Annotated in this window: 25 protein-coding genes; 17 read left to right on the plus strand and 8 right to left on the minus strand. The window is 64.3% G+C overall.

Annotated elements, in window-relative coordinates; genetic code table 11:
* The first annotated feature begins 226 nt into the window (after positions 1–226).
* The 9 genes from mdcA to madM all read left to right on the plus strand — a co-directional run bounded on the left by mdcA (position 227) and on the right by madM (position 7,509).
* Positions 227–1,903 (plus strand): malonate decarboxylase subunit alpha, encoded by a 1,677-nt coding sequence (gene mdcA / locus BLV47_RS00910; protein ID WP_092308852.1) that lies wholly within the window; start codon positions 227–229, stop codon positions 1,901–1,903.
* Positions 1,903–2,778, plus strand: coding sequence for a triphosphoribosyl-dephospho-CoA synthase (locus BLV47_RS00915; RefSeq protein ID WP_092308855.1), 876 nt, complete (start codon positions 1,903–1,905; stop codon positions 2,776–2,778). The genes mdcA and BLV47_RS00915 overlap by 1 nt, the downstream gene beginning before the upstream one ends.
* On the plus strand, positions 2,778–3,077 hold the full coding sequence (locus BLV47_RS00920; RefSeq protein WP_016968739.1) for a malonate decarboxylase subunit delta: 300 nt from the start codon (positions 2,778–2,780) through the stop codon (positions 3,075–3,077). The genes BLV47_RS00915 and BLV47_RS00920 overlap by 1 nt, the downstream gene beginning before the upstream one ends.
* The gene (locus BLV47_RS00925) at positions 3,070–3,921 is read left to right on the plus strand and encodes a biotin-independent malonate decarboxylase subunit beta (RefSeq protein ID WP_092308858.1); all 852 of its coding nucleotides are present in this window, start codon (positions 3,070–3,072) and stop codon (positions 3,919–3,921) included. Before BLV47_RS00920 ends, BLV47_RS00925 begins: the two co-directional genes overlap by 8 nt.
* Positions 3,918–4,721: a biotin-independent malonate decarboxylase subunit gamma gene (mdcE, locus tag BLV47_RS00930; protein WP_092308861.1), complete on the plus strand. Its 804-nt coding sequence runs from the start codon at positions 3,918–3,920 to the stop codon at positions 4,719–4,721. The genes BLV47_RS00925 and mdcE overlap by 4 nt, the downstream gene beginning before the upstream one ends.
* Positions 4,718–5,344 (plus strand): malonate decarboxylase holo-ACP synthase, encoded by a 627-nt coding sequence (locus tag BLV47_RS00935; protein WP_092317007.1) that lies wholly within the window; start codon positions 4,718–4,720, stop codon positions 5,342–5,344. Before mdcE ends, BLV47_RS00935 begins: the two co-directional genes overlap by 4 nt.
* Complete coding sequence (gene mdcH / locus BLV47_RS00940) at positions 5,341–6,276, plus strand: malonate decarboxylase subunit epsilon (RefSeq protein WP_092308864.1); 936 nt, start codon at positions 5,341–5,343, stop codon at positions 6,274–6,276. The genes BLV47_RS00935 and mdcH overlap by 4 nt, the downstream gene beginning before the upstream one ends.
* Positions 6,277–6,343: 67 nt before the next feature.
* A complete protein-coding gene (madL, locus tag BLV47_RS00945) occupies positions 6,344–6,736 on the plus strand; it encodes a malonate transporter subunit MadL (RefSeq protein ID WP_092308867.1) in 393 nt (130 codons plus the stop codon).
* A gap of 5 nt (positions 6,737–6,741) precedes the next feature.
* On the plus strand, positions 6,742–7,509 hold the full coding sequence (gene madM, locus BLV47_RS00950; RefSeq protein WP_092308870.1) for a malonate transporter subunit MadM: 768 nt from the start codon (positions 6,742–6,744) through the stop codon (positions 7,507–7,509).
* A 402-nt stretch (positions 7,510–7,911) separates the two neighbouring features.
* Here the strand turns inward: madM and BLV47_RS00955 are convergent, their stop codons facing one another.
* Positions 7,912–8,829 carry a LysR family transcriptional regulator gene (locus BLV47_RS00955; RefSeq protein ID WP_092308873.1) on the minus strand — a complete coding sequence of 306 codons (918 nt, stop codon included), beginning with the start codon at positions 8,827–8,829 and terminating at the stop codon, positions 7,912–7,914.
* Between the two features lie 154 nt (positions 8,830–8,983).
* On the opposite strand from BLV47_RS00955, the gene trhA reads away from it, so the two are divergent.
* The 3 genes from trhA to BLV47_RS00970 all read left to right on the plus strand — a co-directional run bounded on the left by trhA (position 8,984) and on the right by BLV47_RS00970 (position 11,063).
* Positions 8,984–9,601 (plus strand): PAQR family membrane homeostasis protein TrhA, encoded by a 618-nt coding sequence (trhA, locus tag BLV47_RS00960; protein WP_092308877.1) that lies wholly within the window; start codon positions 8,984–8,986, stop codon positions 9,599–9,601.
* A gap of 335 nt (positions 9,602–9,936) precedes the next feature.
* Positions 9,937–10,233 carry a transposase gene (locus BLV47_RS00965; RefSeq protein ID WP_092308884.1) on the plus strand — a complete coding sequence of 99 codons (297 nt, stop codon included), beginning with the start codon at positions 9,937–9,939 and terminating at the stop codon, positions 10,231–10,233.
* Positions 10,230–11,063 (plus strand): IS3 family transposase, encoded by an 834-nt coding sequence (locus BLV47_RS00970; protein WP_092308887.1) that lies wholly within the window; start codon positions 10,230–10,232, stop codon positions 11,061–11,063. The genes BLV47_RS00965 and BLV47_RS00970 overlap by 4 nt, the downstream gene beginning before the upstream one ends.
* Before the next feature lie 153 nt (positions 11,064–11,216).
* Here the strand turns inward: BLV47_RS00970 and BLV47_RS00975 are convergent, their stop codons facing one another.
* Positions 11,217–12,122, minus strand: a complete 906-nt coding sequence (locus tag BLV47_RS00975; RefSeq protein ID WP_092308890.1) for a LysR family transcriptional regulator — start codon at positions 12,120–12,122, stop codon at positions 11,217–11,219.
* Positions 12,123–12,229: 107 nt separating this feature from the next.
* On the opposite strand from BLV47_RS00975, the gene BLV47_RS00980 reads away from it, so the two are divergent.
* From BLV47_RS00980 to BLV47_RS00990, 3 genes are read left to right on the plus strand one after another with little or no spacing between them, the layout of a single operon-like run.
* Complete coding sequence (locus BLV47_RS00980) at positions 12,230–13,471, plus strand: D-amino acid dehydrogenase (protein ID WP_092308892.1); 1,242 nt, start codon at positions 12,230–12,232, stop codon at positions 13,469–13,471.
* 20 nt (positions 13,472–13,491) lie between these two features.
* Complete coding sequence (locus BLV47_RS00985; protein WP_092308894.1) at positions 13,492–13,842, plus strand: RidA family protein; 351 nt, start codon at positions 13,492–13,494, stop codon at positions 13,840–13,842.
* Positions 13,843–13,871: 29 nt separating this feature from the next.
* Positions 13,872–14,774, plus strand: a complete 903-nt coding sequence (locus BLV47_RS00990) for a transporter substrate-binding domain-containing protein (protein WP_092308897.1) — start codon at positions 13,872–13,874, stop codon at positions 14,772–14,774.
* 128 nt (positions 14,775–14,902) lie between these two features.
* On the opposite strand, the gene BLV47_RS00995 is transcribed toward BLV47_RS00990, so the two are convergent.
* Together BLV47_RS00995 and BLV47_RS01000 are read right to left on the minus strand one after the other, a co-directional pair.
* Positions 14,903–15,622, minus strand: coding sequence for a 16S rRNA (uracil(1498)-N(3))-methyltransferase (locus BLV47_RS00995; protein ID WP_092308900.1), 720 nt, complete (start codon positions 15,620–15,622; stop codon positions 14,903–14,905).
* Between the two features lie 172 nt (positions 15,623–15,794).
* Complete coding sequence (locus BLV47_RS01000) at positions 15,795–17,201, minus strand: adenosylmethionine--8-amino-7-oxononanoate transaminase (RefSeq protein WP_092308903.1); 1,407 nt, start codon at positions 17,199–17,201, stop codon at positions 15,795–15,797.
* 319 nt (positions 17,202–17,520) lie between these two features.
* On the opposite strand from BLV47_RS01000, the gene BLV47_RS01005 reads away from it, so the two are divergent.
* Together BLV47_RS01005 and BLV47_RS01010 are read left to right on the plus strand one after the other, a co-directional pair.
* On the plus strand, positions 17,521–18,072 hold the full coding sequence (locus tag BLV47_RS01005; protein ID WP_092308906.1) for a cytochrome b: 552 nt from the start codon (positions 17,521–17,523) through the stop codon (positions 18,070–18,072).
* A 32-nt stretch (positions 18,073–18,104) separates the two neighbouring features.
* Positions 18,105–18,701, plus strand: coding sequence for a YceI family protein (locus tag BLV47_RS01010; RefSeq protein WP_060841506.1), 597 nt, complete (start codon positions 18,105–18,107; stop codon positions 18,699–18,701).
* 159 nt (positions 18,702–18,860) lie between these two features.
* On the opposite strand, the gene rhlE2 is transcribed toward BLV47_RS01010, so the two are convergent.
* The 4 genes from rhlE2 to metF all read right to left on the minus strand — a co-directional run bounded on the left by rhlE2 (position 18,861) and on the right by metF (position 23,832).
* Positions 18,861–20,720: an RNA helicase RhlE2 gene (gene rhlE2, locus BLV47_RS01015; RefSeq protein ID WP_092308909.1), complete on the minus strand. Its 1,860-nt coding sequence runs from the start codon at positions 20,718–20,720 to the stop codon at positions 18,861–18,863.
* Positions 20,721–20,961: 241 nt separating this feature from the next.
* Positions 20,962–21,759, minus strand: coding sequence for a substrate-binding periplasmic protein (locus BLV47_RS01020; protein ID WP_092308912.1), 798 nt, complete (start codon positions 21,757–21,759; stop codon positions 20,962–20,964).
* Between the two features lie 56 nt (positions 21,760–21,815).
* Complete coding sequence (locus BLV47_RS01025) at positions 21,816–22,898, minus strand: hypothetical protein (protein WP_092308915.1); 1,083 nt, start codon at positions 22,896–22,898, stop codon at positions 21,816–21,818.
* Positions 22,899–22,986: 88 nt separating this feature from the next.
* Positions 22,987–23,832, minus strand: a complete 846-nt coding sequence (metF, locus tag BLV47_RS01030) for a methylenetetrahydrofolate reductase [NAD(P)H] (protein WP_092308918.1) — start codon at positions 23,830–23,832, stop codon at positions 22,987–22,989.
* Positions 23,833–23,990: the final 158 nt, after the last annotated feature.

The following is a 23,990-nucleotide window of genomic DNA, read 5'->3' on the forward strand; positions in this document are numbered from 1 at the left end:
CCGTGAACAGGCTCGACCGGCTAAGATCGGCCGCCGATGCATCGGCGACCGGGCCACTATGCTGTCCCCCCGGCGCTGCAACAACCGCCAATGTGTTGCCATTACCTACAGCTCACACACCATCCAATCATTACCCTCAGCGTAACGATCCAACGCCGCGCTTGATTGATGCCCCCCGTTTTCACTCCTAAGGTGGCTGCCACGACAGCGAACCCGTGGAGTGAGCATGACAACAATAATTTCCCCCGACGCGCGCTGGTCGCGGCGGCGCAGCGAAAAGCAGCGGCGCCTCGAACAGGTGCGGGCCATCGCCGATGGCGTGGTGTTGCCGACCGACCAGATCGTCGCGGCGCTGGAAGCGCTGATCCTGCCCGGCGACCGGGTGGTGCTGGAAGGCAACAACCAGAAACAGGCGGACTTTCTCTCCCGCTCCCTGGCCAAGGTCGACCCGGCCAGGCTGCATGACCTGCACATGATCATGCCCAGCGTCGGCCGCTCCGAGCACCTGGACCTGTTCGAGCGCGGCATCGCCCGCAAGCTGGACTTTTCCTTCGCTGGCACCCAGAGCCTGCGCATCAGCCAGTTGCTGGAAGACGGGCTGCTGGAAATCGGCGCCATTCATACCTACATCGAGCTCTATGCGCGGCTGTTGGTGGACCTGATCCCCAATGTGGTGCTGTCCGCCGGCTTCATGGCCGACCGCGCCGGCAATATCTACACCGGCCCCAGCACCGAGGACACCCCGGCGCTGATCGAGCCGGCGGCCTTCAGCGACGGCATCGTGATCGTCCAGGTCAACCAGTTGGTGGACGACGTCAGTGAGCTGCCCCGGGTCGACATTCCCGCCTCCTGGGTCGACTTCGTGGTGGTGGCCGACAAGCCGTTCTACATCGAGCCGCTGTTCACCCGCGACCCGCGCCATATCAAGCCGGTGCACGTGCTGATGGCGATGATGGCGATTCGCGGCATCTACGAAAAACACAACGTGCAGTCGCTCAACCACGGCATCGGTTTCAACACCGCGGCCATCGAGCTAATCCTGCCCACCTACGGCGAATCCCTGGGGCTCAAAGGCAAGATCTGCCGCAACTGGACCCTCAATCCCCATCCGACCCTGATCCCGGCCATTGAAAGCGGCTGGGTGGACAGCGTGCATTGCTTCGGCACCGAACTGGGCATGGAAAACTACATCGCCGCGCGCCCGGACGTGTTCTTCACCGGCCGCGACGGCTCGCTGCGTTCCAACCGAATGTTCTGCCAGCTGGCCGGGCAATACGCGGTGGACCTGTTTATCGGCGCCACTTTGCAGGTGGACGGCGACGGCCATTCCTCCACCGTGACCCGTGGCCGGCTGGCCGGTTTCGGCGGTGCGCCAAACATGGGCCACGACCCGCGCGGGCGGCGCCACGGCACTCCAGCCTGGCTGGACATGCGCCAGGATCAAAGCGATGCACCCCAGGCCATGCTCGAACGCGGCAAGAAGCTGGTGGTGCAGATGGTGGAAACCTTCCAGGAAGGCGGCAAACCGACCTTTGTCGAGACCCTGGATGCGGTGGACGTGGCGCGCAAGAGCGGCATGCCCCTGGCGCCGATCATGATCTACGGCGACGACGTCACCCACCTGCTGACCGAGGAAGGCATCGCCTACCTGTACAAGGCCCGTTCCCTGGAAGAGCGCCAGGCAATGATCGCCGCCGTGGCCGGGGTCACCGCCATCGGCCTGCGGCACAACCCCAAGGACACCGCGCGCATGCGCCGTGAAGGGCTGATCGCCTTGCCGGAAGACCTGGGCATCCGCCGCACCGACGCCAGCCGCGAGCTGCTGGCGGCCAAGAGCGTGGCCGACCTGGTGCAGTGGTCCGGTGGCCTGTACAACCCGCCCGCCAAGTTCAGGAGCTGGTAATGCACGCACTCAATCTGCAATCGCAACCCCTGAGCCTGGCCGAGCGCCTGGCGGATTTGGCGGTGGACGCGTTGATCGACGAGGCCGACCTGTCGCCCAAGCCGGCACTGGTGGACCGCCGTGGCAATGGCGCCCACAGCGACCTGCACCTGGGCCTGATGCACGCTTCGGCCCTGGCCCTGTGGCCGGCCTTCAAGGAGATGGCCGAGGCGGCGCTGGCGTTCGGCGAAGTGGGCCTGCCCCTGCGCGAAGCCCTGGGGCGCATTGGTCGCGAAGGCGAGCGGGCCATGCTGAACACCACCGGCGGGGTGAACACCCATCGCGGGGCGATCTGGGCCCTGGGCTTGCTGGTGGCTGCCGCCGCGCTGGAGCCGCGATCCACCCGTGCCGGCAGTGTCGCGCTGCGTGCCGCGCGTTTGGCCCTGCTGGAGGATCGTTACGCGCCACAGCCTCTGAGTCATGGCGCCCAGGTGACGATTCGTTACGGCGTGCGCGGCGCTCGCGAAGAAGCCCAGCAAGGCTTCCCCGCCGTGCTGCAACGGGGTCTGCCCCAGCTCAAGCGCAGCCGCGCCCAGGGCCATGGCGAGCAGAACGCCCGGCTCGATGCCTTGCTGGCGATCATGAGCCAACTGGCCGACACCTGCGTGTTGTACCGCGCTGGCGAGCAGGGCTTGCAGGCCATGCAGCAGGGCGCCCAGGCGGTGCTCGATGCCGGTGGCAGCGCCAGCCTCCCCGGGCGCCGTCGCCTGCATGAGCTGGATCTGCAGCTGTTGACCTTGAATGCCTCGCCCGGCGGTGCCGCCGACTTGCTGGCGGCCAGCCTGCTGTTGGACCGGATCGAGTCCACCGACACCTTTATCCAGGGAGCGCTGTAATGGAAACCTTGTCCTTTGAATTCCCCGCCGGCCAGCCCGGTCGTGGCCGCGCCCTGGTGGGCTGTGTCGGCTCCGGCGACTTGGAAGTGCTGCTGGAGCCGGGCCAGCCCGGCAAATTGACCATCCAGGTGCAGACCTCGGTCAATGGCAGCGCCGCGCGCTGGCAGCACCTGTTCGAGCGCATGTTCGACGGCCAGACGCCGCCGGCGCTGCTGATCGATATCCATGATTTCGGTGCCACCCCGGGGGTGGTGCGCCTGCGCCTGGAACAGGGCTTCGAGGAGATCGGCCATGACTGACAGCGCACATCTGTTGCACAAGCACAGCTTCGTCGAGCTGGGCGCTCGGCAGCGGGCTCGGGCCTTGCTGGATGCCGGCAGTTTTCGCGAGCTGCTGGACCCGTTCCAGCGGGTCATGTCGCCCTGGCTGGCGCGCCAGGGCGTGGTGCCCCAGGCCGATGACGGGGTGGTGATCGCCAAGGGCAGCATCGATGGCCTGCCGGTGGTGCTGGCCGCCATCGAAGGCGCCTTCCAGGGCGGCAGCCTGGGGGAAGTGGGCGGGGCGAAGATTGCCGGGGCCCTGGAGCTGGCCGCCGAGGACAACCGCAACGGCATCCCAACTTGTGCCGTGCTGCTGCTGGAAACCGGTGGCGTGCGCTTGCAGGAAGCCAACCTGGGGCTGGCGGCGATTGCCGACATTCATGCGGCAATCGTCGACCTGCGCCAATACCAGCCGGTGATCGGCGTGGTGGCCGGCAGCGTCGGCTGCTTTGGCGGCATGTCGATTGCCGCCGGGCTGTGCAGTTATCTCGTGGTCACCCAGGAAGCGCGCCTGGGGCTCAATGGTCCGCAGGTGATCGAGCAGGAGGCCGGGCTTGAGGAATACGACTCGCGGGACCGGCCGTTCATCTGGAGCCTGACCGGCGGCGAGCAGCGTTTCGCCAGCGGCCTGGTGGACCGTTATGTGGCTGACGACGTGGCAAAGATCCAGGCCCAGGTCCGCGAGTTGCTGGCCCTCGGCTTGCCCACGCGGCAGCGCAGCCGCGAGGCCGAACACTACCTGCAATGTCTGGCTCGGCTGGACACCACGCCGCAAATCGATGCGGCGACGGTTCGCGATCTGTATCAAGGAGACCGTCCATGAGTGCTTATTCTTTGCGCGGCCTGAACTGGTTCAACGCCCTGAGTGGCGGCGCCGCGCCGGTGGCTGGTCTACCGCCATCGTTGCGGGTGGCCGATGCTGAACTGGCGGGGCAGTCTGTACGTTTTATCGCCGTGGTGGCCGACCCGGAGAATCGTTTTCTCCGGGCCCGCCAGGGTGAAGTCGGTTTGCTGGAAGGCTGGGGCCTGGCCAAGGCCGTGGATGAATTGATTGAGGCCGACCGCTCCCAGCCCCACAAGCGTGCGCTGATCGCCATCGTCGATGTGCCGAGCCAGGCCTATGGCCGGCGTGAAGAGGCGCTGGGCATTCATCAGGCCCTGGCTGCTGCCGCCGACAGCTATGCCCGGGCCCGTTTGGCCGGGCACCCGGTGATTGCCCTGCTGGTGGGAAAGGCCATGTCCGGGGCCTTTCTGGCCCACGGTTATCAGGCCAACCGCCTGATCGCCCTGCGCGACCCGGGGGTGATGGTGCATGCCATGGGCAAGGCCTCGGCGGCGCGGGTCACCTTGCGCAGCGTCGAGGAGCTGGAAGCCCTGGCCGCCAGCGTGCCGCCCATGGCCTATGACATCGACAGCTACGCCGGCCTGGGGCTGCTCTGGCAAACCCTGTCGGTGCGGCAGATCGAACAGCCGACGGCCGAGGATCTGCTCGGGGTCGAGGAGTGCTTGCTGGCGGCCATCGCCGATGTGCGGGCCACGGGCGTCGACCTGGGCTGCCGCCTGGGAGCGGCGAACCGGGCGGCGTCGAGCCGGGTTCGCCAATTGTTGCGGGAACAATGGTGAACGGCCGCGGCCCCTGGCTGCCCCACGACTTGCTGTGGGGCATGACCCCGGCGCAGTTGCCCCCCGATGCGCCGGATTGGGCCTTTGCCGTGCTGGAGGCGGGGCAGCCGGTGGTGGTGCGGCGGGCGCTGACGGCCCCCGGACAGATCGCGGTCGGCCTGCGCGGACGCACACGCGAGCAGCGCTACCCGGCTGTGCTGGCGCTGGAGTCGGTGCAACGCGGGGTGTATCCCGAAGCGCTGTGCCAGTTGAGCGGCACGCGATCATTGCCGGCGCTGCAGGCGTTGCAGCAACTGCGTGGCGAGCTGGATGCCCTGGGCCTGGTCTGGGGCGTCAGCGGCAGTGCCGGTTTCGAGCTGGCCTCTGGGGTGGCTGCGCTGCATCAGCACAGTGACCTGGACCTGATCCTGCGCACGCCGGAGCCTTTTTCCCGGGCTCAGGCCCGCGAGCTGTTGGCCCTGCTGGAGCGCGCCGAGTGTCCGGTGGACCTGCAACTGCAGGTTCCCGCCGGGGCCGTGGCCCTGCGCGAATGGGCCGGCCCGGCCGACCGGGTTCTGCTCAAAAGCGCCAGTGGCGCGCGGCTGGTCGGCGATCCCTGGAACTCTCGGGAGCAGGCAGCATGAGCAGCCTGCTGGTGTTTCCGGGCCAGGGCGCGCAGCAGCCGGGGCTGCTCCAGCGTCTGCCGCCAAGCGCGGAAACCCGCGCCTGTCTGCAGGAAGCCAGCGAGGTCCTGGGGGAAGACGTGATGACCCTGGATTCGCCCCAGGCCCTGGCCGGCACCCGGGCCGTGCAGCTGTGCCTGCTGATCGCCGGCGTGGCGGCGGCGCGGACCCTGTTGCAGCCCGACACCCGGGTGAATTACGTGGCCGGCCTGTCCATCGGTGCCTATCCGGCGGCGGTGGTGGCCGGGGCCCTGGAGTTTGCCGACGCCCTGCGCCTGGTGAGCCTGCGGGGTGAGTTGATGCAGCAGGCGTATCCACGGGGCTATGGCATGACCGCCCTGATCGGCCTGGATCTGGCGACGGTGGAAGGGCTGCTGGCCCAGGTCCACAGCCCGCGGACGCCGGTGTACCTGGCCAATATCAACGCCGACAGCCAGGTGGTGATCGCCGGCAGCGATGCGGCGATGCAGGCGGTGGCCGAGTTGGCCCGGGGTTGCGGGGTCGGCGTGGCCAAGCGCCTGGCGGTCAGCGTGCCGTCTCACTGTCCGTTGCTGGAACAACCGGCCCAGGCCCTGGCTGCGGCCTTTGCCGAGGTGCCCCTGCAACTGCCAACGCTGGGTTACCTGAGTGGCAGCCGGGCACGACCGCTGCGCACCGTGGAGCAATTGCGCGACGACCTGGCGTTCAACATGTGCCGGGTGGTGGACTGGCGCGGCACCGTGCAAAGCGCCTACGAGCGCGGGGTGCGCCTGCAGATCGAATTGCCTCCCGGTGCGGTACTGACCGGGCTGGCCCGCCGGGTGTTTGCCCAAGGGACGGTGATCGCCTTCGACGGCGCGCGCCTGGACACCCTGCAAGCCCTGTTGCGTGAGGAGGGAAGCCGCGACCGATAGAGCACCGACTCAGGCTGACGAAGCACAAGAACAACAACTTCGACGATGCACTTTGAGGACAACAACAATGATTATCTACGGTGTGGCCTTCCTGGCCTTTTGTACCCTGGTGGGTATTTTCATCGGTGAGCTGCTGGGCAAATTGATCGGCGTGCCGGCCAATGTCGGCGGGGTCGGCATTGCCATGCTGCTGTTGATCGGCTTGGGCAGCTACCTGCACAAGCGCGGGCTGTTCGCCGGCAAGTCCGAGCAGGGCGTGGAGTTCTGGGGCGCGGTGTACATCCCCATCGTGGTGGCCATGGCCGCGCAGCAGAACGTCTACGGCGCGCTCAAGGGCGGGCCGATGGCGATTCTCGCGGGCACTCTGGCGGTGGTGATCGCCTTCGCCCTGGTGCCGGTGCTGGTGCGCCTCGGCAACAAGGCGCCAGATGCGGCCGTTGCTCAGAAAACAGCGGGGTAAGGGCCATGTACGAATCGATGATGAAGGTCATTACCGGCTACGGGCTGATCAGCGGTTTCGCGGTGATCGGGATCACCATGTGGGTGTCATACTGGATCTCCAACACCTTTACCAAGGGCCGCCTGCACGGCTCGGCCATCGCCATTCTTTTGGGGCTGGTGCTGTCCTACGTGGGTGGCGCCTTCACCGGCGGGCAGAAGGGCGTGGTGGACATTCCGCTGCTGTCGGGCATCGGCCTGCTGGGCGGGGCCATGCTGCGGGATTTTGCGATTGTCGCCACGGCCTTCGGGGTCAGTGTCGAGGAGCTCAAGCGCGCCGGGTTCGTCGGGGTGCTGGCACTGTTTGTCGGGGTCGGCTCGTCCTTTGTCGCCGGGGTCGGGGTGGCCATGGCCTTTGGTTATACCGATGCGGTGAGCCTGACCACCATCGGCGCCGGAGCGGTGACCTACATCGTTGGGCCGGTGACCGGTGCGGCGATTGGCGCCAGCTCCGAAGTCATGGCACTGTCGATTGCGGCGGGGTTGATCAAGGCGATCCTGGTGATGGTGATGACGCCCTTCGTGGCGCCGCTGATCGGCCTCAACAACCCGCGCAGCGCGGTGATCTTCGGCGGCTTGATGGGCACCTCCAGCGGCGTCGCCGGGGGCCTGGCGGCCACCGATCCGAAACTGGTGCCCTACGGTTGCCTGACGGCGGCGTTCTACACCGCCCTGGGTTGCCTGTTGGGGCCGTCGTTGCTGTTCCTGCTGATGCGCGGCCTGCTGGGCGGGTAGGTCACGGGCTTGCGGGCGCTTTCGCTGGCAAGCCAGCTCCTATGAGGCGAGTGCATCGCGGATTTCGTGTAGGAGCCGGCTTGCCGGCGAAAGGGCCTGTGAGGCATACGCCGTTCTTGCGGACGCCTTCGCTGGCAAGCCAGCTCCTACGAGGCGGGTGCATCGCGGATTTGGTGTAGGAGCCGGCTTGCCGGCGAAGGGGCCTGTGAGGCATACGCTGCTCTTGCGGACGCTTTCGCTGGCAAGCCAGCTCCTACGAGGGGAGTGCATCGCGGATTTCGTGTAGGAGCCGGCTTGCCGGCGAAGGGGCCTGTGAGGCATACGCCGCTCTTGCGGACGCCTTCGCTGGCAAGCCAGCCGCTACAAAAGTCCGGGCCGCTGCGCCGTTGTGCCGGCCGGTTTCTAGGGCGTTTGGCGGTTGGCGTACATCCGGCATTCGGCCAGTAGCGCCAACAGGTTCGGGTCGCGCTCCTTGGCCTTGAGAAACACCACGCCGATATGTTGCTGCAGGCGGTAGCGCGCCTGCAGCGGTATCAGTTTCACGCGGTTTTCATACACCGCGGCGATCCTTCCTGGCAGCAACGCATAACCGACCCCGGAGCTGACCATGCTCAGCAGGGTGAAGATGTCGTTGACCTGCATCGCCACCTTCGGTTCGAACCCCGCCTGCTTGAACACCCGCACCCCGTCCTGATGGGTGGCGAACCCTTGGGTCAGGGTGATGAAGGTGGCGTCGCGCACGTCGGCCAGGTCCACCTCGTGCTGTTGGGCAAAGGGTGAATCGGCCGGGGTGGCGAGGAAGATATCGTCGGAAAACAGCGGCAGTTGCTCGCAATCCGGGTCGTTGACGCTGTCGTCCAGGGAAATCAGGATGGCGTCCACTTCCATGTTCTTGAGCTTGTACAGCAGGTCGATGTTGGAGCCCAGAATCAGGTCGATGTTCAGCTCGCTGCGGCGCAGCTTCAGGCCCATGATCAGCTGCGGCACGGTTTTCACCGTCAGCGAGTAAAGTGCGCCGAGCTTGAAGCGTTCTGCTGAGAAGCCTGCGGCCTCGCGGGTCAGGCGCACGCTCTCGACCACGTCCTGCACCAGCTTTTGCGCCCGTTCTTCGAGGACGAAGGCGCTTTCCAGCGGCGTCAGGTTGCGTCCTTCGTGCTTGAACAACGGGCAGCGCAGGGCGTTTTCCAGGGAATGGATGGCCCGGTGCACGCTGACGTTGCTGGTCTGCAACTCGGCGGCGGCGCGGGTCAGGTTGCCGGTGCGCATGAAGGCCAGAAACACTTCGAGCTTTTTCAGGGTCAACTCTTCGTCGATGAGCATGGTCCGGTCTCGGCTGATGAGGGGCTGATGATGCCCGATGAGTCTGAAAGTGGCCGCTGGTTTTTTATCCGCCGTGCCCCCATAGACCTCTTGCGCTTTCAAACTGCAGGCCCGAGCCTTGCGTGGTTTTTCATGTTTCAAGGGTGAGTGACCGATGTATCACGGAGAAAGATTCAACGCCTGGACCCACTTGCTGGGAGCGATCGCGGCGTTTATCGGCGGCATCTGGCTGGTGGTACTGGCCAGTATCGACGGCAGTCCGTGGAAGATCGTCAGTGTGGCGATCTATGCCTTCACTTTGCTGGTGCTCTACAGCGTGTCCACGGTCTATCACAGCGTGCGTGGCCGGGCGAAGAACATCATGCAGAAGGTCGATCACTTTTCGATCTACCTGCTGATTGCCGGCAGCTACACGCCGTTCTGCCTGGTGACCCTGCGCGGGCCCTGGGGCTGGACCCTGTTCGGGATTGTCTGGGGGCTGGCGCTGATCGGCATCCTCCAGGAGATCAAGCCGCGTTCCGAGGCGCGGATCCTCTCCATCGTGATCTATGCGGTGATGGGCTGGATCGTCCTGGTGGCGGTCAAGCCGCTGCTGGCGGCCCTGGGAAGCGCCGGGTTTGCCTGGCTGGCGGCGGGTGGGGTGCTGTACACCGTGGGCATCATCTTCTTCGCCCTGGACAGCCGCCTGCGCCATGCCCATGGCATCTGGCACCTGTTCGTGATCGCCGGCAGCCTGCTGCATTTCGTCGCCATCCTCTTCTACGTCCTGTAGGAGCCGGCTTGCCGGCGAAGAGTCCTTCGGGATTTGCACCGGGCTTGCTGCCGCTTTCGCTGGCAAGCCAGCTCCTACGGGGTGGGGTGCAGCAGATTGGTGTAGGAGCCGGCTTGCCGGCGAAGGGGCCTTCGGGATTTGCCCCGGGCTTGCGGCCGCTTTCGCTGGCAAGCCAGCTCCTACGGGGCGGGGTGCTGCAGATTAGTGTAGGAGCCGGCTTGCCGGCGAAGAGGCCTTCGGGATTTGCACCGGACTTGCGGCCGCTTTCGCTGGCAAGCTGTTGTGGCTCAATATTCCTGGACCACTCTGTAGGAGTTTCAACCTAAGGAAGCATCATGGGATTTCGGGTTGTTAGCGCTGAAGAAAAGGCCGAAGCCATTCGCTTGGTCGTGGAAATGAATTACTCGGTGCCTAAGGCATGTGAGCAAACTGGGGTTGGGCCTACAGCCCTGCGACGCTGGGTCGCCAGATGGCGCAAGGAGCATGAAGGAGCCTTGCTGCCCACACGCCCTCAGGACCAGGAACTGATTGATTCACTGCAGGCCAGACTCGCCTTGCTGGAAGCCGAGAATAGCGTCCTAAAAAAGCAATTGCCCTCTCATCTGAAGGTGCTGTTCAGCCGAATCAAATGATCGAGGGGTTGAAAGGACAGCTCTCCATTCGGCACTGCTGCCGACTTCTGGGCGTGCCTCGCAGCAGCTATTACGCCAAGCCCGTGGCTCGGTCTGAACCTGGGGTCGAGCGGCAACTGGAAAAGACCATTCGGCAGCTGCACCGGGAGCATCGAGGTGCCCTGGGCGCCCGGGGATTTGCCAGAGAGCTCAAAAAACAGGGCGTAGCGGTTGGGCGCCATCGTATGGACCGTCTGATGAAAAACCTTGGGCTGGTCAGGCGACGAGCCCGTTACGCTCACTATCGTCGGACCGGAAAGCCCAGCAATACCGCAGCCAATCTCCTCGATCGTCGCTTTAATCCTGCATCACCCAATACGTTTTGGGCCGGAGACATCACTTACATTCGCGTCGGTGGAAGCTGGCTGTACCTGGCAATCGTGATGGATTTGTTTTCACGTCGGATCATCGGCTGGGCCTTTTCCAGGACCGCCGATGCCGAGCTGTCGCTCAAGGCGTTACGGCTGGCTGTTGGCATACGTCGGCCTGGTTCAGCGCTGGTATTCCACTCGGACCAGGGCTGCCAATACACCGCGGATCGCTTTGTCGAATACCTGGCTGAAAAGCAGATCGTGCAGAGCATGAGTCGACGCGCAAACTGCTGGGACAACGCGGTGGTGGAGCGTTATTTCCGGACACTGAAACACGATTGGTCGCCTGAAAATGGCTACCAGAATCATTTTGAGGCGCAGAAGGATGTGATGCATTTCATTGCCCATTACAACCATCGGCGTTGCCACAGCGCCTCGAACGATCTGCCACCCGCTGCCTTTGAAAGGCTGGCGGCCTAATGCTCCTACAGGGTGGTCCAAAAAAACTGGACCACTACAAGCCAGCTCCTACGGGGTGGGGTGCTGCAGATTGGTGTAGGAGCCGGCTTGCCGGCGAAGGGGCCTTCGGGATTTGCGCCGGGCTTGCGGCCGCCCTCGCTGGCAAGCCAGCGCCTACAAGGGATGGTCGAGTTGGGCCTGGGCCTGGTGGGCGAAGATCTCCAGCAGGCTGGCCAGGGTGTGGGGCGGCGGTTCGGCGGCGCGGGTCACGGCGTACAGGGTAATCGACAGCGGCGGACTCAGGGGCCGGATGACGGTGCTGGCGGTTGATGCGCCCAGGGCGGTGAAGGGATCGATCAGCGCCAATCCGGCGCCGGATTCCACCATGGCCCGGGCCAGGGAGTAGGTCTGTACGGCAATGCTCACCCGCGGCGGCGGCTCCACCGCCTTGAGGTAGCTGTCCAGGCGCGCCGACAGCGGGTCGGCGCTGCTCAGGCCGATCAGCGGTGCATCCGCCAGTTCCATCAGGGCCAGTGGCTGGCCGCGCACGGCGGGCGGCCAGTAGTCCAGCGGTGCCAGGGCCACCAGCACGCCCTCGGCCAGGGGCTGCGCACAGAGCCCGGGGTGATCGGGGCGTTGCAGGGTCAGGGCCAGGTCGATTTCCCGCATCAGCAGGTTCTGCACCAGTTCCCGGCTGTGGGCGCTGGACAGTTCGCACAGGCTGTCCGGGTAGAGACGGGTCCATTCACTGATGGCCGGCGGCAGCAAGGCCAGGGCCAGGGCCGGGGTGGCGCCGATGCGCAGGCTGTGGCCCGGCGCCCGGCGCAGGTTGTGGGCCAGGCGCCGTACGCCTTGCAGGCTTTCGCTGACCTTGTCCACTTCACGCTCCAGCTCCAGGGCTTCCGGAGTCGGCTGCAACTTGCCCCGTACCCGCAGGAACAGCGGGAAACCCAGTTGCAGCTCGGCGTGCTGCAGGACCTTGGTCACCGCCGGTTGCGAGACGTGCAGCAACTGCGCGGCACCGCTGATGGAGCCGGCCTGGCGAATGGCCTGGAAGATTTCGATATGACGCAGGCGCATGGGGCAGTCCATAACCTTTTTTTATGGGAGGTGCATCTTTATTCATTGTCCGGCGTCTGTCACCTGCCCCTAACCTTGGGCCATCGAACAACGGGCTAGGGGCAGTCATGAGTCAGCAGGTTTGCATCATCGGTGGCGGCGTGATCGGTCTGGCCAGTGCCTACGCCCTGGTCCGCCAGGGCTTCGAGGTGACCCTGGTGGAGGCTCAGGAATCCCTGGGCAGCCAGACCAGCTTCGCCAACGGCGGGCAGTTGTCCTATCGCTATGTGGCGCCCTTGGCCGATGCCGGCGTGCCCTGGCAGGCCCTGGGCTGGATGCTCAAGGGCGACTCGCCGCTCAAGCTGCGCCCGCGCCTGGACCCGGCGCAGTGGCGCTGGCTGGCGGGTTTTCTCGGTGCTTGCCGGCACTCGGTGAACCAGCGCAATGCTGCTCACCTGCTGCGCCTGGCGCTGCTCAGCCAGAGCACCCTGCAACGTTGGCGCGTAGAGGATGGCCTGCAGGGCTTTGATTGGCGGCGCAATGGCAAGCTGGTGACCTTTCGCCAGCCCGGCAGCTTCGAGCATGCCCGGCACAACCTGGCGGACAGCCGTCAGCAACAGGTCTTGTCGGCTGCCGAATGCACCGTCCTGGAGCCGACCCTGGGAGACACGTCCTTCGTCGGTGGCATCTATACCCCAGACGAAGAAGTGGCCGACTGCCACGCGTTCTGCCAGCAACTGGCGGCGTGGCTGCGGGCTTCCGGGCGTTGCGAAATCCTCCTCGGCCAGCGAGTTCGAGCCATCCACCGTGGGGGCGACCGGGTCCAGGCCATCGATCTGGGCGAGCGCCAATTGCCGGTGCAACATCTGGTGCTGGCGGCCGGTCATCGCAGCCCCGAGTTGCGCCTGCCAGGGCTCAAGCTGCCGCTGTATCCGCTCAAGGGCTACAGCCTCAGCGTGCCCATCGGCCCGCAGCACCAGGCGCCGGAAATCAGCATCACCGACTACAACCGCAAGATCGTCTATGCCCGGATCGGCCAGCAGTTGCGGGTGGCGGCCATGGTCGACATCGTCGGTTTCGATCCGTCCCCGGACCCGGGACGCCTGGCCCTGATGCGCCGGCAGGCCGAGCAGACCTTCGCCGCCGCCGGCGACTACCAGGCCGCCAGCGAATGGGCCGGCATGCGTCCGGCCACCCCCAGCGGCGTGCCGCTGATCGGCGCCACCGCCTACCGCAACCTGTGGCTCAACCTCGGCCACGGCGCGTTGGGTTTCACCCTGGCCTGTGGCAGCGGACAGTTGCTGGGCGAACTGATCGGCCAGCGCTCCACCAGCATCGACATGCGGGGCCTGACGCCCCGCGTCGCCTGAACGTTCAAAGGAGTCTTCAGATGAGTATCCAGCGTATCCACAGCAACGAGCGCCTGAGTGGCGCGGTGACCTTTGCCGGACTGGTGTTTCTCTCCGGGCAGGTGCCGGGTGCCAGCAGCGACATCGGCGGCCAGACCCGCGAGGTGCTGGAGAAGATCGACACCTTGCTGGCCGAGGCCGGCAGCGACAAGGACCATCTCTTGAGCGCGACGATCTACCTCAAGGACATCCAGGCCGATTTCGCGGGGATGAATGAAGTTTGGTCGGCCTGGCTGTCTCCCGGCCAGGCGCCGGCGCGTACCACCCTGCAGGCGGCCCTGGCGCGCCCGCAGATCCTCGTCGAAATCAGCGTCATCGCGGTTCGCCGCTGAGTCGCCTTTACCCACAACGGAGAATAACAATGCATAAGATCACGTTGCTCGGCTGCACCCTGGGGCTGTTGTTCAGCGCGGTTTCCCAGGCCAACGAAGCGCCCCTGGAGGGCACCCTGGCCAAGATCGCCAACAGCACCAGCATTACCTTGGGTTATCGCGACGCTTCGGTGCCCTTTTCTTACGTGGGCGACAACAGCGGCCAGCCCATGGGCTATTCGGTGGAACTGGCGAGCAAGGTGGTGGAGCGCATCCAGCAGCAGTTGCAGCTGCCCAAGCTGAATGTGAAATACAACCTGGTGACCTCGCAGACGCGCATTCCCCTGGTGCAGAACGGCACCGTGGACCTGGAATGCGGCTCCACCGGGGTCACCGCCGAGCGGCAGAAACAGGTGGCGTTCTCCTACGGCTTCATCTACGTCAAGGGCCAGCTGCTGACCGCCAAGGACAGCGGGATCAAGCGCTTCGCCGACTTGCGGGGCAAGAACGTGGTGACCACCGCGGGCACCACCAACGAGCGTTTTCTCAAGAACTACAACGTCGAGCACAAGATCGACATGTTCGTGATCAGCGCCAAGGACCACGGCGAGGCGTTCCAGATGCTGCAGAGCGGGCGCGCGGCGGCGTTCTACATGGATGACGCGCTGCTCTACGGCGAACGGGCCAAGGCCCGCGATCCGCACAATTGGGTGGTGGTGGGGGAGGAGCAGTCGCGGGAGATCTACAGCTGCATGGTGCGCAAGGACGATCCGCAGTTCCTGGCGCTGGTCAACGGTGCGCTGGCGGATCTGTATCGCTCCGGGGAAATCAACGGCATCTACCAGCGCTGGTTCCAGCAGCCGATTCCGCCCAAGGGCCTGAACCTGGAGTTCCCCATGACTGCGGAGCTGAAAGCGATCATCGCCCGGCCCACCAGCGACCCGGTGGAATAACCGGCTGTCGCGCCGCCACCTGTAGGAGCCGGCTTGCCGGCGAAGGGGCCCTTGAGACGTGTACGGGACTGATGGGCGCTTTCGCTGGCAAGCCAGCTCCTACGGTGGGTGTTTGAACGGGGACTGTTTTAGAAATCGCCCCACAGTTGTTGGGCCACCGCCAGGGCCACCACCGGGGCGGTTTCGGTGCGCAGCACGCGAGGGCCGAGGCGGGCGGGCAGGAAGCCAGCGCCGTGGGCCTGCTGCACTTCGGCATCGGACAGGCCGCCTTCCGGGCCAATCAGGAAGGCCAGGGTCTGCGGTTTGGCATGGCTTTCCAGGGGCTGGGCCACCGGGTGCAGCACCAGTTTCAGGTCGGCCTCGGTCTGTTTGATCCAGTCCGCCAGCAGCACGGGTGGGTGAATCACCGGTACTTGTGAGCGCCCGCATTGCTCGCAGGCGCTGATGGCCACCTGGCGCCAGTGCAGCAGGCGCTTGTCGGCGCGTTCGTCCTTGAGCCGCACTTCGCAGCGCTCGCTGAAGATCGGAGTGATCTCGCTGACCCCCAGCTCCGTGGCCTTCTGAATCGCCCAGTCCATGCGTTCGCCCCGGGACAGGCCCTGGCCGAGGTGAATCCGCAGGGGAGATTCTTCCTGGCCGGCAAAGCTTTCATCCAACTGCACGCGCACGCGCTTCTTGCCCACTTCCACCAGGGTGCCGCGAAACTCCGTTCCCGAGCCGTCGAACACTTGCAGTGCATCGCCTTCGGCCATGCGCAGCACGCGCCCGATGTAGTGGGCCTGGGCTTCTGGTAGTTCGTGCTCGCCGAGGCTCAGGGGGGCGTCGATAAAGAAGCGGGACAATCTCATCTGGGTTCTCTGTTGAATGTGAATCGGTGGACAGCATTCTGTGGCGAGGAAGCTTGTTCCCGGTCGGCGGCGAAGCCGTCGTTGAATCCGCCGGGCATTCGCACAACCGGGTTTGGGGACCGCTGCGCGGTCCAGCGGGAGCAAGCTCCCTCGCCACGATCAGTGACCCGCTCTAGCCCGGATCGCGAAAGCCCGGGTGGAAGTCCTTGGGCACGGCCACGCTGACGCTGTCGCGGGTGGCGATGTCGATGCCTTCGCTGGCGACTTCGGCGAGGAAATCGATCTGCTCCGGGGTGATCACGTAGGGCGGCAGGAAGTACACCACGCTGCCCAGGGGCCGCAGCAGCGCGCCGCGCTCCAGGGCGTGCTGGAACACCTTCAGGCCACGCCGCTCCTGCCAGGGGTAGGCGGTCTTGCCGGCCTTGTCCTGGACCATCTCGATGGCCAGGACCATGCCGGTCTGGCGCACTTCGGCGACGTGGGGGTGATCCACCAGGTGCGCGGTGGCGCTGGCCATGCGCTGGGACAGGGCGCGGTTGTTGGCGATGACGTTGTCCTGCTCGAAGATGTCCAGGGTCGCCAGGGCAGCGGCACAGGCCAGCGGGTTACCGGTGTAGCTGTGGGAATGGAGGAAGGCGCGCAGGGTCGGGTAGTCGTCGTAGAAGGCGCTGTAGACCTCGTCGGTGGTCATGCACGCGGCCAGGGGCAGGTAACCGCCGGTCAGGGCCTTGGACAGGCACAGGAAGTCCGGGCGGATACCGGCCTGTTCGCAGGCGAACAGCGTGCCGGTGCGGCCGAAGCCGACGGCGATCTCGTCGTGGATCAGGTGCACGCCGTAGCGGTCGCAGGCTTCGCGCAGCAGCTTGAGGTAGACCGGGTGGTACATGCGCATGCCGCCGGCGCCCTGGATCAGCGGCTCGACGATCACCGCGGCGACGCTATCGTGGTGCTCGGCCAGGGTCTGTTCCATGGCGGCGAACATGTTCCGCGAGTGTTCTTCCCAGCTCATGCCTTCGGGGCGCAGGTAGCAGTCCGGGCTCGGCACCTTGAGGGTGTCCAGCAGCAGGGCCTTGTAGGTTTCGGTGAACAGCGGCACGTCGCCCACCGACATCGCGGCGATGGTTTCGCCGTGGTAGCTGTTGCTCAGGGTGACGAAGCGTTTCTTGGCCGGTTGGCCGCGGTTGAGCCAGTAGTGAAAGCTCATCTTCATCGCCACTTCGATGCACGACGAACCGTTGTCGGCGTAGAAGCAGCGGGTCAGGCCTTCGGGGGTGATCTGCACCAGGCGCTCGGACAGCTCGATCACCGGCTGGTGGCTGAAACCGGCGAGGATCACGTGTTCCAGCTGGTCTACCTGATCCTTGATGCGCTGGTTGATGCGCGGGTTGGCGTGGCCGAAGACATTGACCCACCAGGAACTGACCGCGTCCAGGTAACGTTTGCCTTCGAAGTCTTCCAGCCAGACGCCTTCACCGCGCTTGATCGGGATCAACGGCAGTTGTTCGTGGTCTTTCATCTGGGTGCAGGGATGCCACAACACCGCAAGATCGCGTTGCATCCACTGGTTATTCAGGCCCATGTACAGTCTCCTGGAGGCAGCTCGCTGAGGGGGCGGGCGAACAATCGGGCAAGCCTATGCAATGCATGGCCGCGGGACAACCTATTGTGTAGGGCGGCGACCGGGGACGGCGCAGCCCTGGGGTAAAGACGCAGCCGCTCGCTGCCAGGGCACTGGCGGCGATGGCCTCGAAAACGTCAGAAAATGCCCTTAATCTTTTCTTAATACCTTGAGCCCAGAGTACTGATCGTATTTCTCGATATTTCAAAGCAAATTTTTTCGCTTTAATTCGATAGGTAAATCGCTAGTCTTGGTCAGCGTTTCTTACAGGATGCAACTGATGCAGTTACGTAATTCTTCTTCTCGCTACGGCTGGGTAAGCATTGTTCTGCACTGGGGCGTGGCCCTGGCAGTCTTCGGTCTGTTCGCCCTGGGCCTATGGATGGTCGGCCTCGACTACTACAGCACCTGGCGCAAAGACGCGCCGGACCTGCACAAGAGCATTGGCCTGACGCTGCTGGCGATCATGCTGCTGCGGGTGTTGTGGCGGTTTGTCAGCCCACCGCCGCCGGCGCCGGCCAACCATGGACGTCTGACCCGCCTGGGGGCCAAGTTGGGACATGGGTTCCTGTACTTGGGTCTGTTCGCGGTGATGATTGCCGGCTACCTGATTTCCACCGCAGATGGCGTGGGTATCCCGGTGTTTGGCTTGTTTGAAGTTCCTGCCCTGGTTTCCGGACTGCCGGACCAGGCAGATGTAGCAGGTGTGGTGCATCTGTACCTGGCCTGGGTGCTGGTGATTTTCGCCGGCATCCATGGCCTGGCCGCCTTGAAGCACCACTTTATCGATCGTGATGCGACCCTCACCCGTATGCTGGGTCGCAAAGCCTGATGTTCAACCTTGACTCAAAAGGAATAGAAAGCATGTTGAAAAAGACTCTCGCCGCACTGGCCATCGGTTCTGCTGTATTGGCGGCCGGTCAAGTAATGGCAGCGGACTACGTGATCGACAAGGAAGGCCAGCACGCCTTCGTCGACTTCAAGATCAGCCACCTGGGCTACAGCTTCATCACCGGTACCTTCAAGGACCTGGACGGCAAGTTCAGCTTCGACGCGGCCAAGCCGGAAGACGCCAAGATCGAAGTCAACGTGCGCACCGCCAGCGTGTTCACCAACCACGCCGAGCGTGACAAGCACATCACCAGCAAGGACTTCCTGGAATCCAGCAAGTTTGCCGATGCCAAGTTCGTCTCCACCAGCGTCAAGCCCACCGGCAAGAACGCCGACGGCAAGCTGACTGCCGACGTGGCGGGCGACCTGACCCTGCACGGCGTGACCAAGCCGGTGGTGGTCAAGGCCACTTTCCTGGGTGAAGGCAAGGACCCATGGGGCGGCTACCGTGCCGGCTTCGAAGGCACCACCAGCATCAATCGCCAGGATTTCGGCAAGATGATGGACCTGGGCCCGGCGTCCAACAACGTCGACCTGTACATCAGCTTCGAAGGTGTGAAAGCGAAGTAAATCTCGCAGCTAGTCACGAAACGCCGACCTTGTGTCGGCGTTTTGCTTTGCTGGCGAAAGCGGCGCTGAGCTTTAGCCAGTGTTCGCCGGCAAGCCGGCTCCTACGAAAAACGCCCCGGGTCTTGCGACCAGGGGCGTTTTTCATTTCAGCGCAGGGACTCAGCGATTGCGGGTCAGCAGCGCCGGCTTCTCGCCCCGTGGACGGCTTGGCAACTGGTCCAGTTGCTCAGGCGTCGGGAAACGATCGATCTTGGACTCTTTGTGCATGATCTTCGGCTGGTTGCTCCGAGGGTTCTGCACGGCCGGTTCCTGGCGGGACTGATCGTCACGGTTCGGCCGGCGATTGCGCGACTCGTCGCGACGGCCCTGGCTGTCACGCGGGGCGCCGTTGCGTGGACCGCCGTTGCGCTTGGCGGGCGCGGTGCCGGTGGTGCTGCCGTTGCTGTTGCGCGGGTTGCCGGAGCGGCCCTGGCCACCGCCGCGAGGCGGATTGCCGGCACCGGCGCCTGCACCCTGGGCCGGAGCCCCTGGACGACGGCCGCGGCCCTGGTTGCTCTTGTTCTGGTAGGGGCTGACGTAGTCGGCGCGGTTACCGAAGTTGTCCACGTCGTCGTCGAGGAACTCGTCCGGTGCCCGATCGGCACGGGGCGTCGGCTGGCGCTGTTCGCGAGCCGGGGTGCCTTCGCGAGGCTTCTGTTCGCGGGCCGGACGCTCGCCACGGGCCGGTTTGTCTTTGCCGCCCTTGTCCTTGCCCTTGTCCTTGCGTCCACCACCACCGCCGTTCGGGCCGTCGCCACGCGGGCCGCGAGGATTGCGCGGGTTGCGTACGTCCGGACGCTCGCGCACTTCCGGCTTCTCGGCTTCCACGGCGCTGGCATCGAAGCCCATCAGGTCGCCATCGGCGATCTTCTGCTTGGTCATGCGCTCGATGCTTTTCAGCAGTTTCTCTTCGTCCGGAGCCACCAGGGAGATGGCCTCGCCCGAGCGACCGGCGCGACCGGTACGGCCGATACGGTGCACGTAGTCTTCATCGACGTTGGGCAGCTCGAAGTTGACCACGTGGGGCAGTTGGTCGATATCCAGGCCGCGGGCGGCGATATCGGTGGCCACCAGGATCCGCACGTCGCCGGCCTTGAAGTCGGCCAGGGCCTTGGTGCGGGCGTTCTGGCTCTTGTTGCCGTGGATCGCCACGGCGCTCAGGCCGTGCTTGTCCAGGTACTCGGCCAGGCGGTTGGCGCCGTGCTTGGTGCGGGTGAACACCAGCACCTGTTCCCAGGCACCGGCAGTGATCAAATGCGCCAGCAAGGCACGCTTGTGGCTGGCGGGCAGGCGGAACACCCGCTGCTCGATGCGCTCCACCGTGGTGTTCGGCGGGGTGACTTCGATGCGCTCGGGGTTGTGCAGCAGTTTGCCGGCCAGGTCCGTGATGTCCTTGGAGAAGGTCGCGGAGAACAGCAGGTTCTGGCGCTTGGCCGGCAGGCGTGCGAGGACTTTCTTCACGTCATGGACGAAGCCCATGTCGAGCATGCGGTCGGCTTCGTCGAGCACGAGGATTTCCACGTGTGACAGGTCGACGCTGCCTTGGCCGGCGAGGTCCAGCAGACGGCCGGGGCACGCCACCAGCACGTCCACGCCACGGGCCATGGCCTGGACTTGGGGGTTCATGCCGACGCCGCCGAAGATGCAGGCGCTGACGAACTTCAGGTCGCGGGCGTACAGCTTGAAGCTGTCGTGCACTTGCGCGGCCAGTTCGCGGGTCGGGGTCAGGACCAGTACGCGGGGTTGGCGCGGGCCGTGACGCTGGGATTTGTCCGGGTGACCGTTGGGAAACAACCGCTCCAGGATCGGGAGGGCGAAACCGCCGGTTTTACCAGTACCTGTCTGTGCCGCGACCATCAGATCGCGACCTTGCAACACGGCGGGGATGGCCCGCTGTTGCACCGGAGTAGGCTGGGTATAGCCGGCGGCTTCGATGGCGCCGACTAAAGCCTCGGAGAGACCGAGGGAAGCAAAGGACATGAGTAATCCTGTTTTAGTGAGGGCTTGGCCCAAAGGGATAATCTTGCCGAGCGTGAATGGCGTTTAAGAGGACGCAATCCCGTCCGGTCCTGCTGGCCTGAAGGCTCATCCACCGGTGGCTCGCGCGGGCCGGATGGCTGCGCCGTAGCGGGGTGGAGAGGCCTTGAACAGGGTCCAGCGTCCGGGCGTGAGCCTGGCGGGAGGCCGGAGTATAACAGAGCATTCGATATGCGCTGCTTTCCTACTGCTCAACGGTTTTTTCTGACTCTCGGGTGGATGAAGACCTGACAGGGGGCAGAATGGGTTCCGCGCCGTACTTGGCGCTCAACTCCGCGTAGGCCGGTTCGCGCTTGAAGCGCTTGAGTTCGGCGCCGAAGCGTTGCACCAACAGGTCCATCCCGGCATTGCGGCGCACTGCCAGGTATTGGCTCTGGCGGCTGATGACGGTGGAATTCTGGCTGACCTGGTCGCGGATGCCCAAGCTGTCCAGCAGGTGCTGGCCGACCCGTTTGTCGGTGATTAGCAGGTCAATCCGCCCCAGCAGCAGCTTGCCGAAGTTGGCTTCGTGGGTCGGTGCCGGCTCGCGCTTGAACAGGGTCGATTGACTGAAGTCATCGCTGTACAGGTAGCCGGGCGAGGTGCCGATGGTCAGGTCTTTGAGCTCATCCAGATGCTTGAACGGATGAGGACGCTGCTTGGCGTAGAACATCACGAACTCGACGTCCGACAGGGGCTCGCTGGGGTAGAGCAGGGTGCTGTCGCGCTGGTCGCTGTGAAAGATGTCCAGGGCCCCGTCGGCCTGGCCGGTTTCCAGCATCGCCAGGCAGCGCTTCCAGGGCAGGAATTGCCATTCCACGTCTATCCCCAGGCGCTGAAAGACAATCGCCGTGGTTTCGTAGTCCAGCCCCATGACCTTGCCGTTTTCTTCGTAGACATAGGGCGCCCAGGGTTCAGTGACAATGCGCAACTTCTCGCCATGGGCCGCGAGGCTCAGGCAAGTGCAGAGAAGAATGGTCAGCAACCGGGCAATGACAGACATTGCTGGAGATTACGACGGTCGCCGGTTAAATAGCTAGAGGTGCTCTAGATCACGGGCTAGTCGGGTTTTGTCTGCACCAGATGCAAGTAGATCGCCTTGCGCCGCTCACCCAGCACCAGGCGCACGATCGGATGGTTGAACCAGTTTTCGAGCTGATGGTTTTCAAGGGGGCTATCGAGGCGACGTTCAACGTTCTCGCGGGCTTTTTCCCACCAGACGGGCATGCAAGCCTGATCGAAGGGGTTGGAGTGTTGATAGCACCCGTAGAGGATCTCGCGCATGAACTGGCGCTGTTGCTTGGGAAGGAACAACGTCACGAGTTTATAGGCCATGCGCTGGGCCGCCGGCGGTCGTGGCAGCGTTGCGGTCACCAGGCGTGTTTCATCCAGGGCAAAGGTGCTGGTCGGATCGGCCTCATGTTTGTCGAGCCAGGCCTTGGTCTTGGCACGAAACAGCTGTTTACGGCTCCAGTAGTGATGAATCAGGTCGGGGCATTCGCGTACCTGGGTAGTGCGATAGGCGGCTACCGACAGACAGAACTCTTCTAGCGTGTAGGCACCCTGTGCCAGAGGGTAGAACTCGTCCATCAGGGCGATCGATTGCTGCAGAATGCCTGCATCGGCGCGGTCGAGTCCGATGACGCCGGAGTTGAGCAGTGGCATCTGATCATCCGCCAGGTTTCTCTGGCGCAGCACGCCAGCCAGGGTTTGATATAGCCCGGCTTCTTTGTTGCTGCCGTATTGCAGGCCGAGGGCATTGCAAAGCAAGGTTCCGGGCTCGATACGCCGGAACAGCTCCAGCGGCGAGCAATGGAAAAAGGTATCGGTGTCGATCAGCAGGGCCCGTTCAGACTCCTGCAGCACCTGCTGCATCACTACGTGCTTGGCACGGAAGTGATAGCCATGAGGTGCGATCCATGTCTTGCGGGTGTCCTCGTCGAGCTCACGCACTCGAACCGGCAAACGCTGGTAAGGCGCCGGGTTGTCGGTAAAGACCTGAATGTCCAACCCTTCTCCCGGTGTTTCGCGCAGGCCGGCCAAGGCACTGGCAATGCTGAACACCGCCTCTTGGTGATAGGTGTTGGCACCGTAAACCAGGTAAATCAGCTGAGGGTTTGTGGCAGGGCGCGTTGTCGACATCTACAGCGATCATCCATGGAGAAAGTGAATGGGGTGAAAAAAAGGCCCTGGATTTCGCCAGGGCCTCCTTGCCAAGTGCTACGCCATTTCAGCGCGGCAGCTTCAGGTTGTTCCAGATCGCCAGGCTCGGGTCGGCCTGGTTAAGGGTATAGAAATGCAGGCCCGGAGCACCGCCTTGTAACAGGCGTTCACACATTTCGCTGATCACCTGCTCGCCAAAAGCCTGGATGCTGGCGCTGTCGTCGCCGTAGGCTTCCAGCTGCTTGCGGATCCAGCGCGGGATCTCGGCGCCGCAGGCGTCGGAGAAGCGCGCCAGCTTGCTGTAGTTGGTGATGGGCATGATGCCCGGCACGATCGGAATGTTCACGCCCATCTTCTGCACGCGCTCGACGAAGTAGAAGTAGCTGTCGGCGTTGAAGAAGTATTGGGTGATCGCGCTGTCGGCGCCGGCATTGGCCTTGCGGACGAAGTTGCGGAGATCGTCTTCGAAATTGCGCGCCTGTGGGTGCATTTCCGGGTAAGCGGCGACTTCGATATGGAAGTGGCTGCCAGTCTCTTCGCGAATGAAACTCACCAGGTCATTGGCGTGGCGCAGCTCACCACTGGCCATGCCCATGCCCGAAGGCAGGTCGCCGCGCAGGGCGACAATGCGCTTGATGCCGGCTGCCTGGTACTGCTGGAGCAGGCCGCGCAGGTCGGCCTTGCTGTCGCCGACGCAGGACAGGTGGGGCGCCGCGGGAATTTTTACTTCGCTCTCCAGTTGCAGCACGGTGTTGACCGTGCGATCACGGGTCGAGCCGCCGGCACCGTAGGTGCAGGAGAAGAAGTCGGGGTTGTAGCCGGCCAGCTGACGGGCAGTGGCGAGCAACTTTTCATGCCCAGCATCGGTCTTGGTGGGGAAGAACTCGAAGCTGTAACGACGTTCTTGGGACATGGAAGGGGTCTCCAGCTGCAAGTTGCGAGCGACAAACGGCAAGAACAGCGGGGATGCGCTCGGCTCTTGTGCCTGATGCTGGCTGCCTTCAGCTGTTGTAGCTGTTAGGACAAGCATAGGGCCGGTTGCGGCAAGCTGGGCTTTTGGCCCCTGCTTGC

The organism is Pseudomonas saponiphila (genome assembly GCF_900105185.1).
GTDB classification, from domain to species: Bacteria; Pseudomonadota; Gammaproteobacteria; order Pseudomonadales; family Pseudomonadaceae; genus Aquipseudomonas; species Aquipseudomonas saponiphila.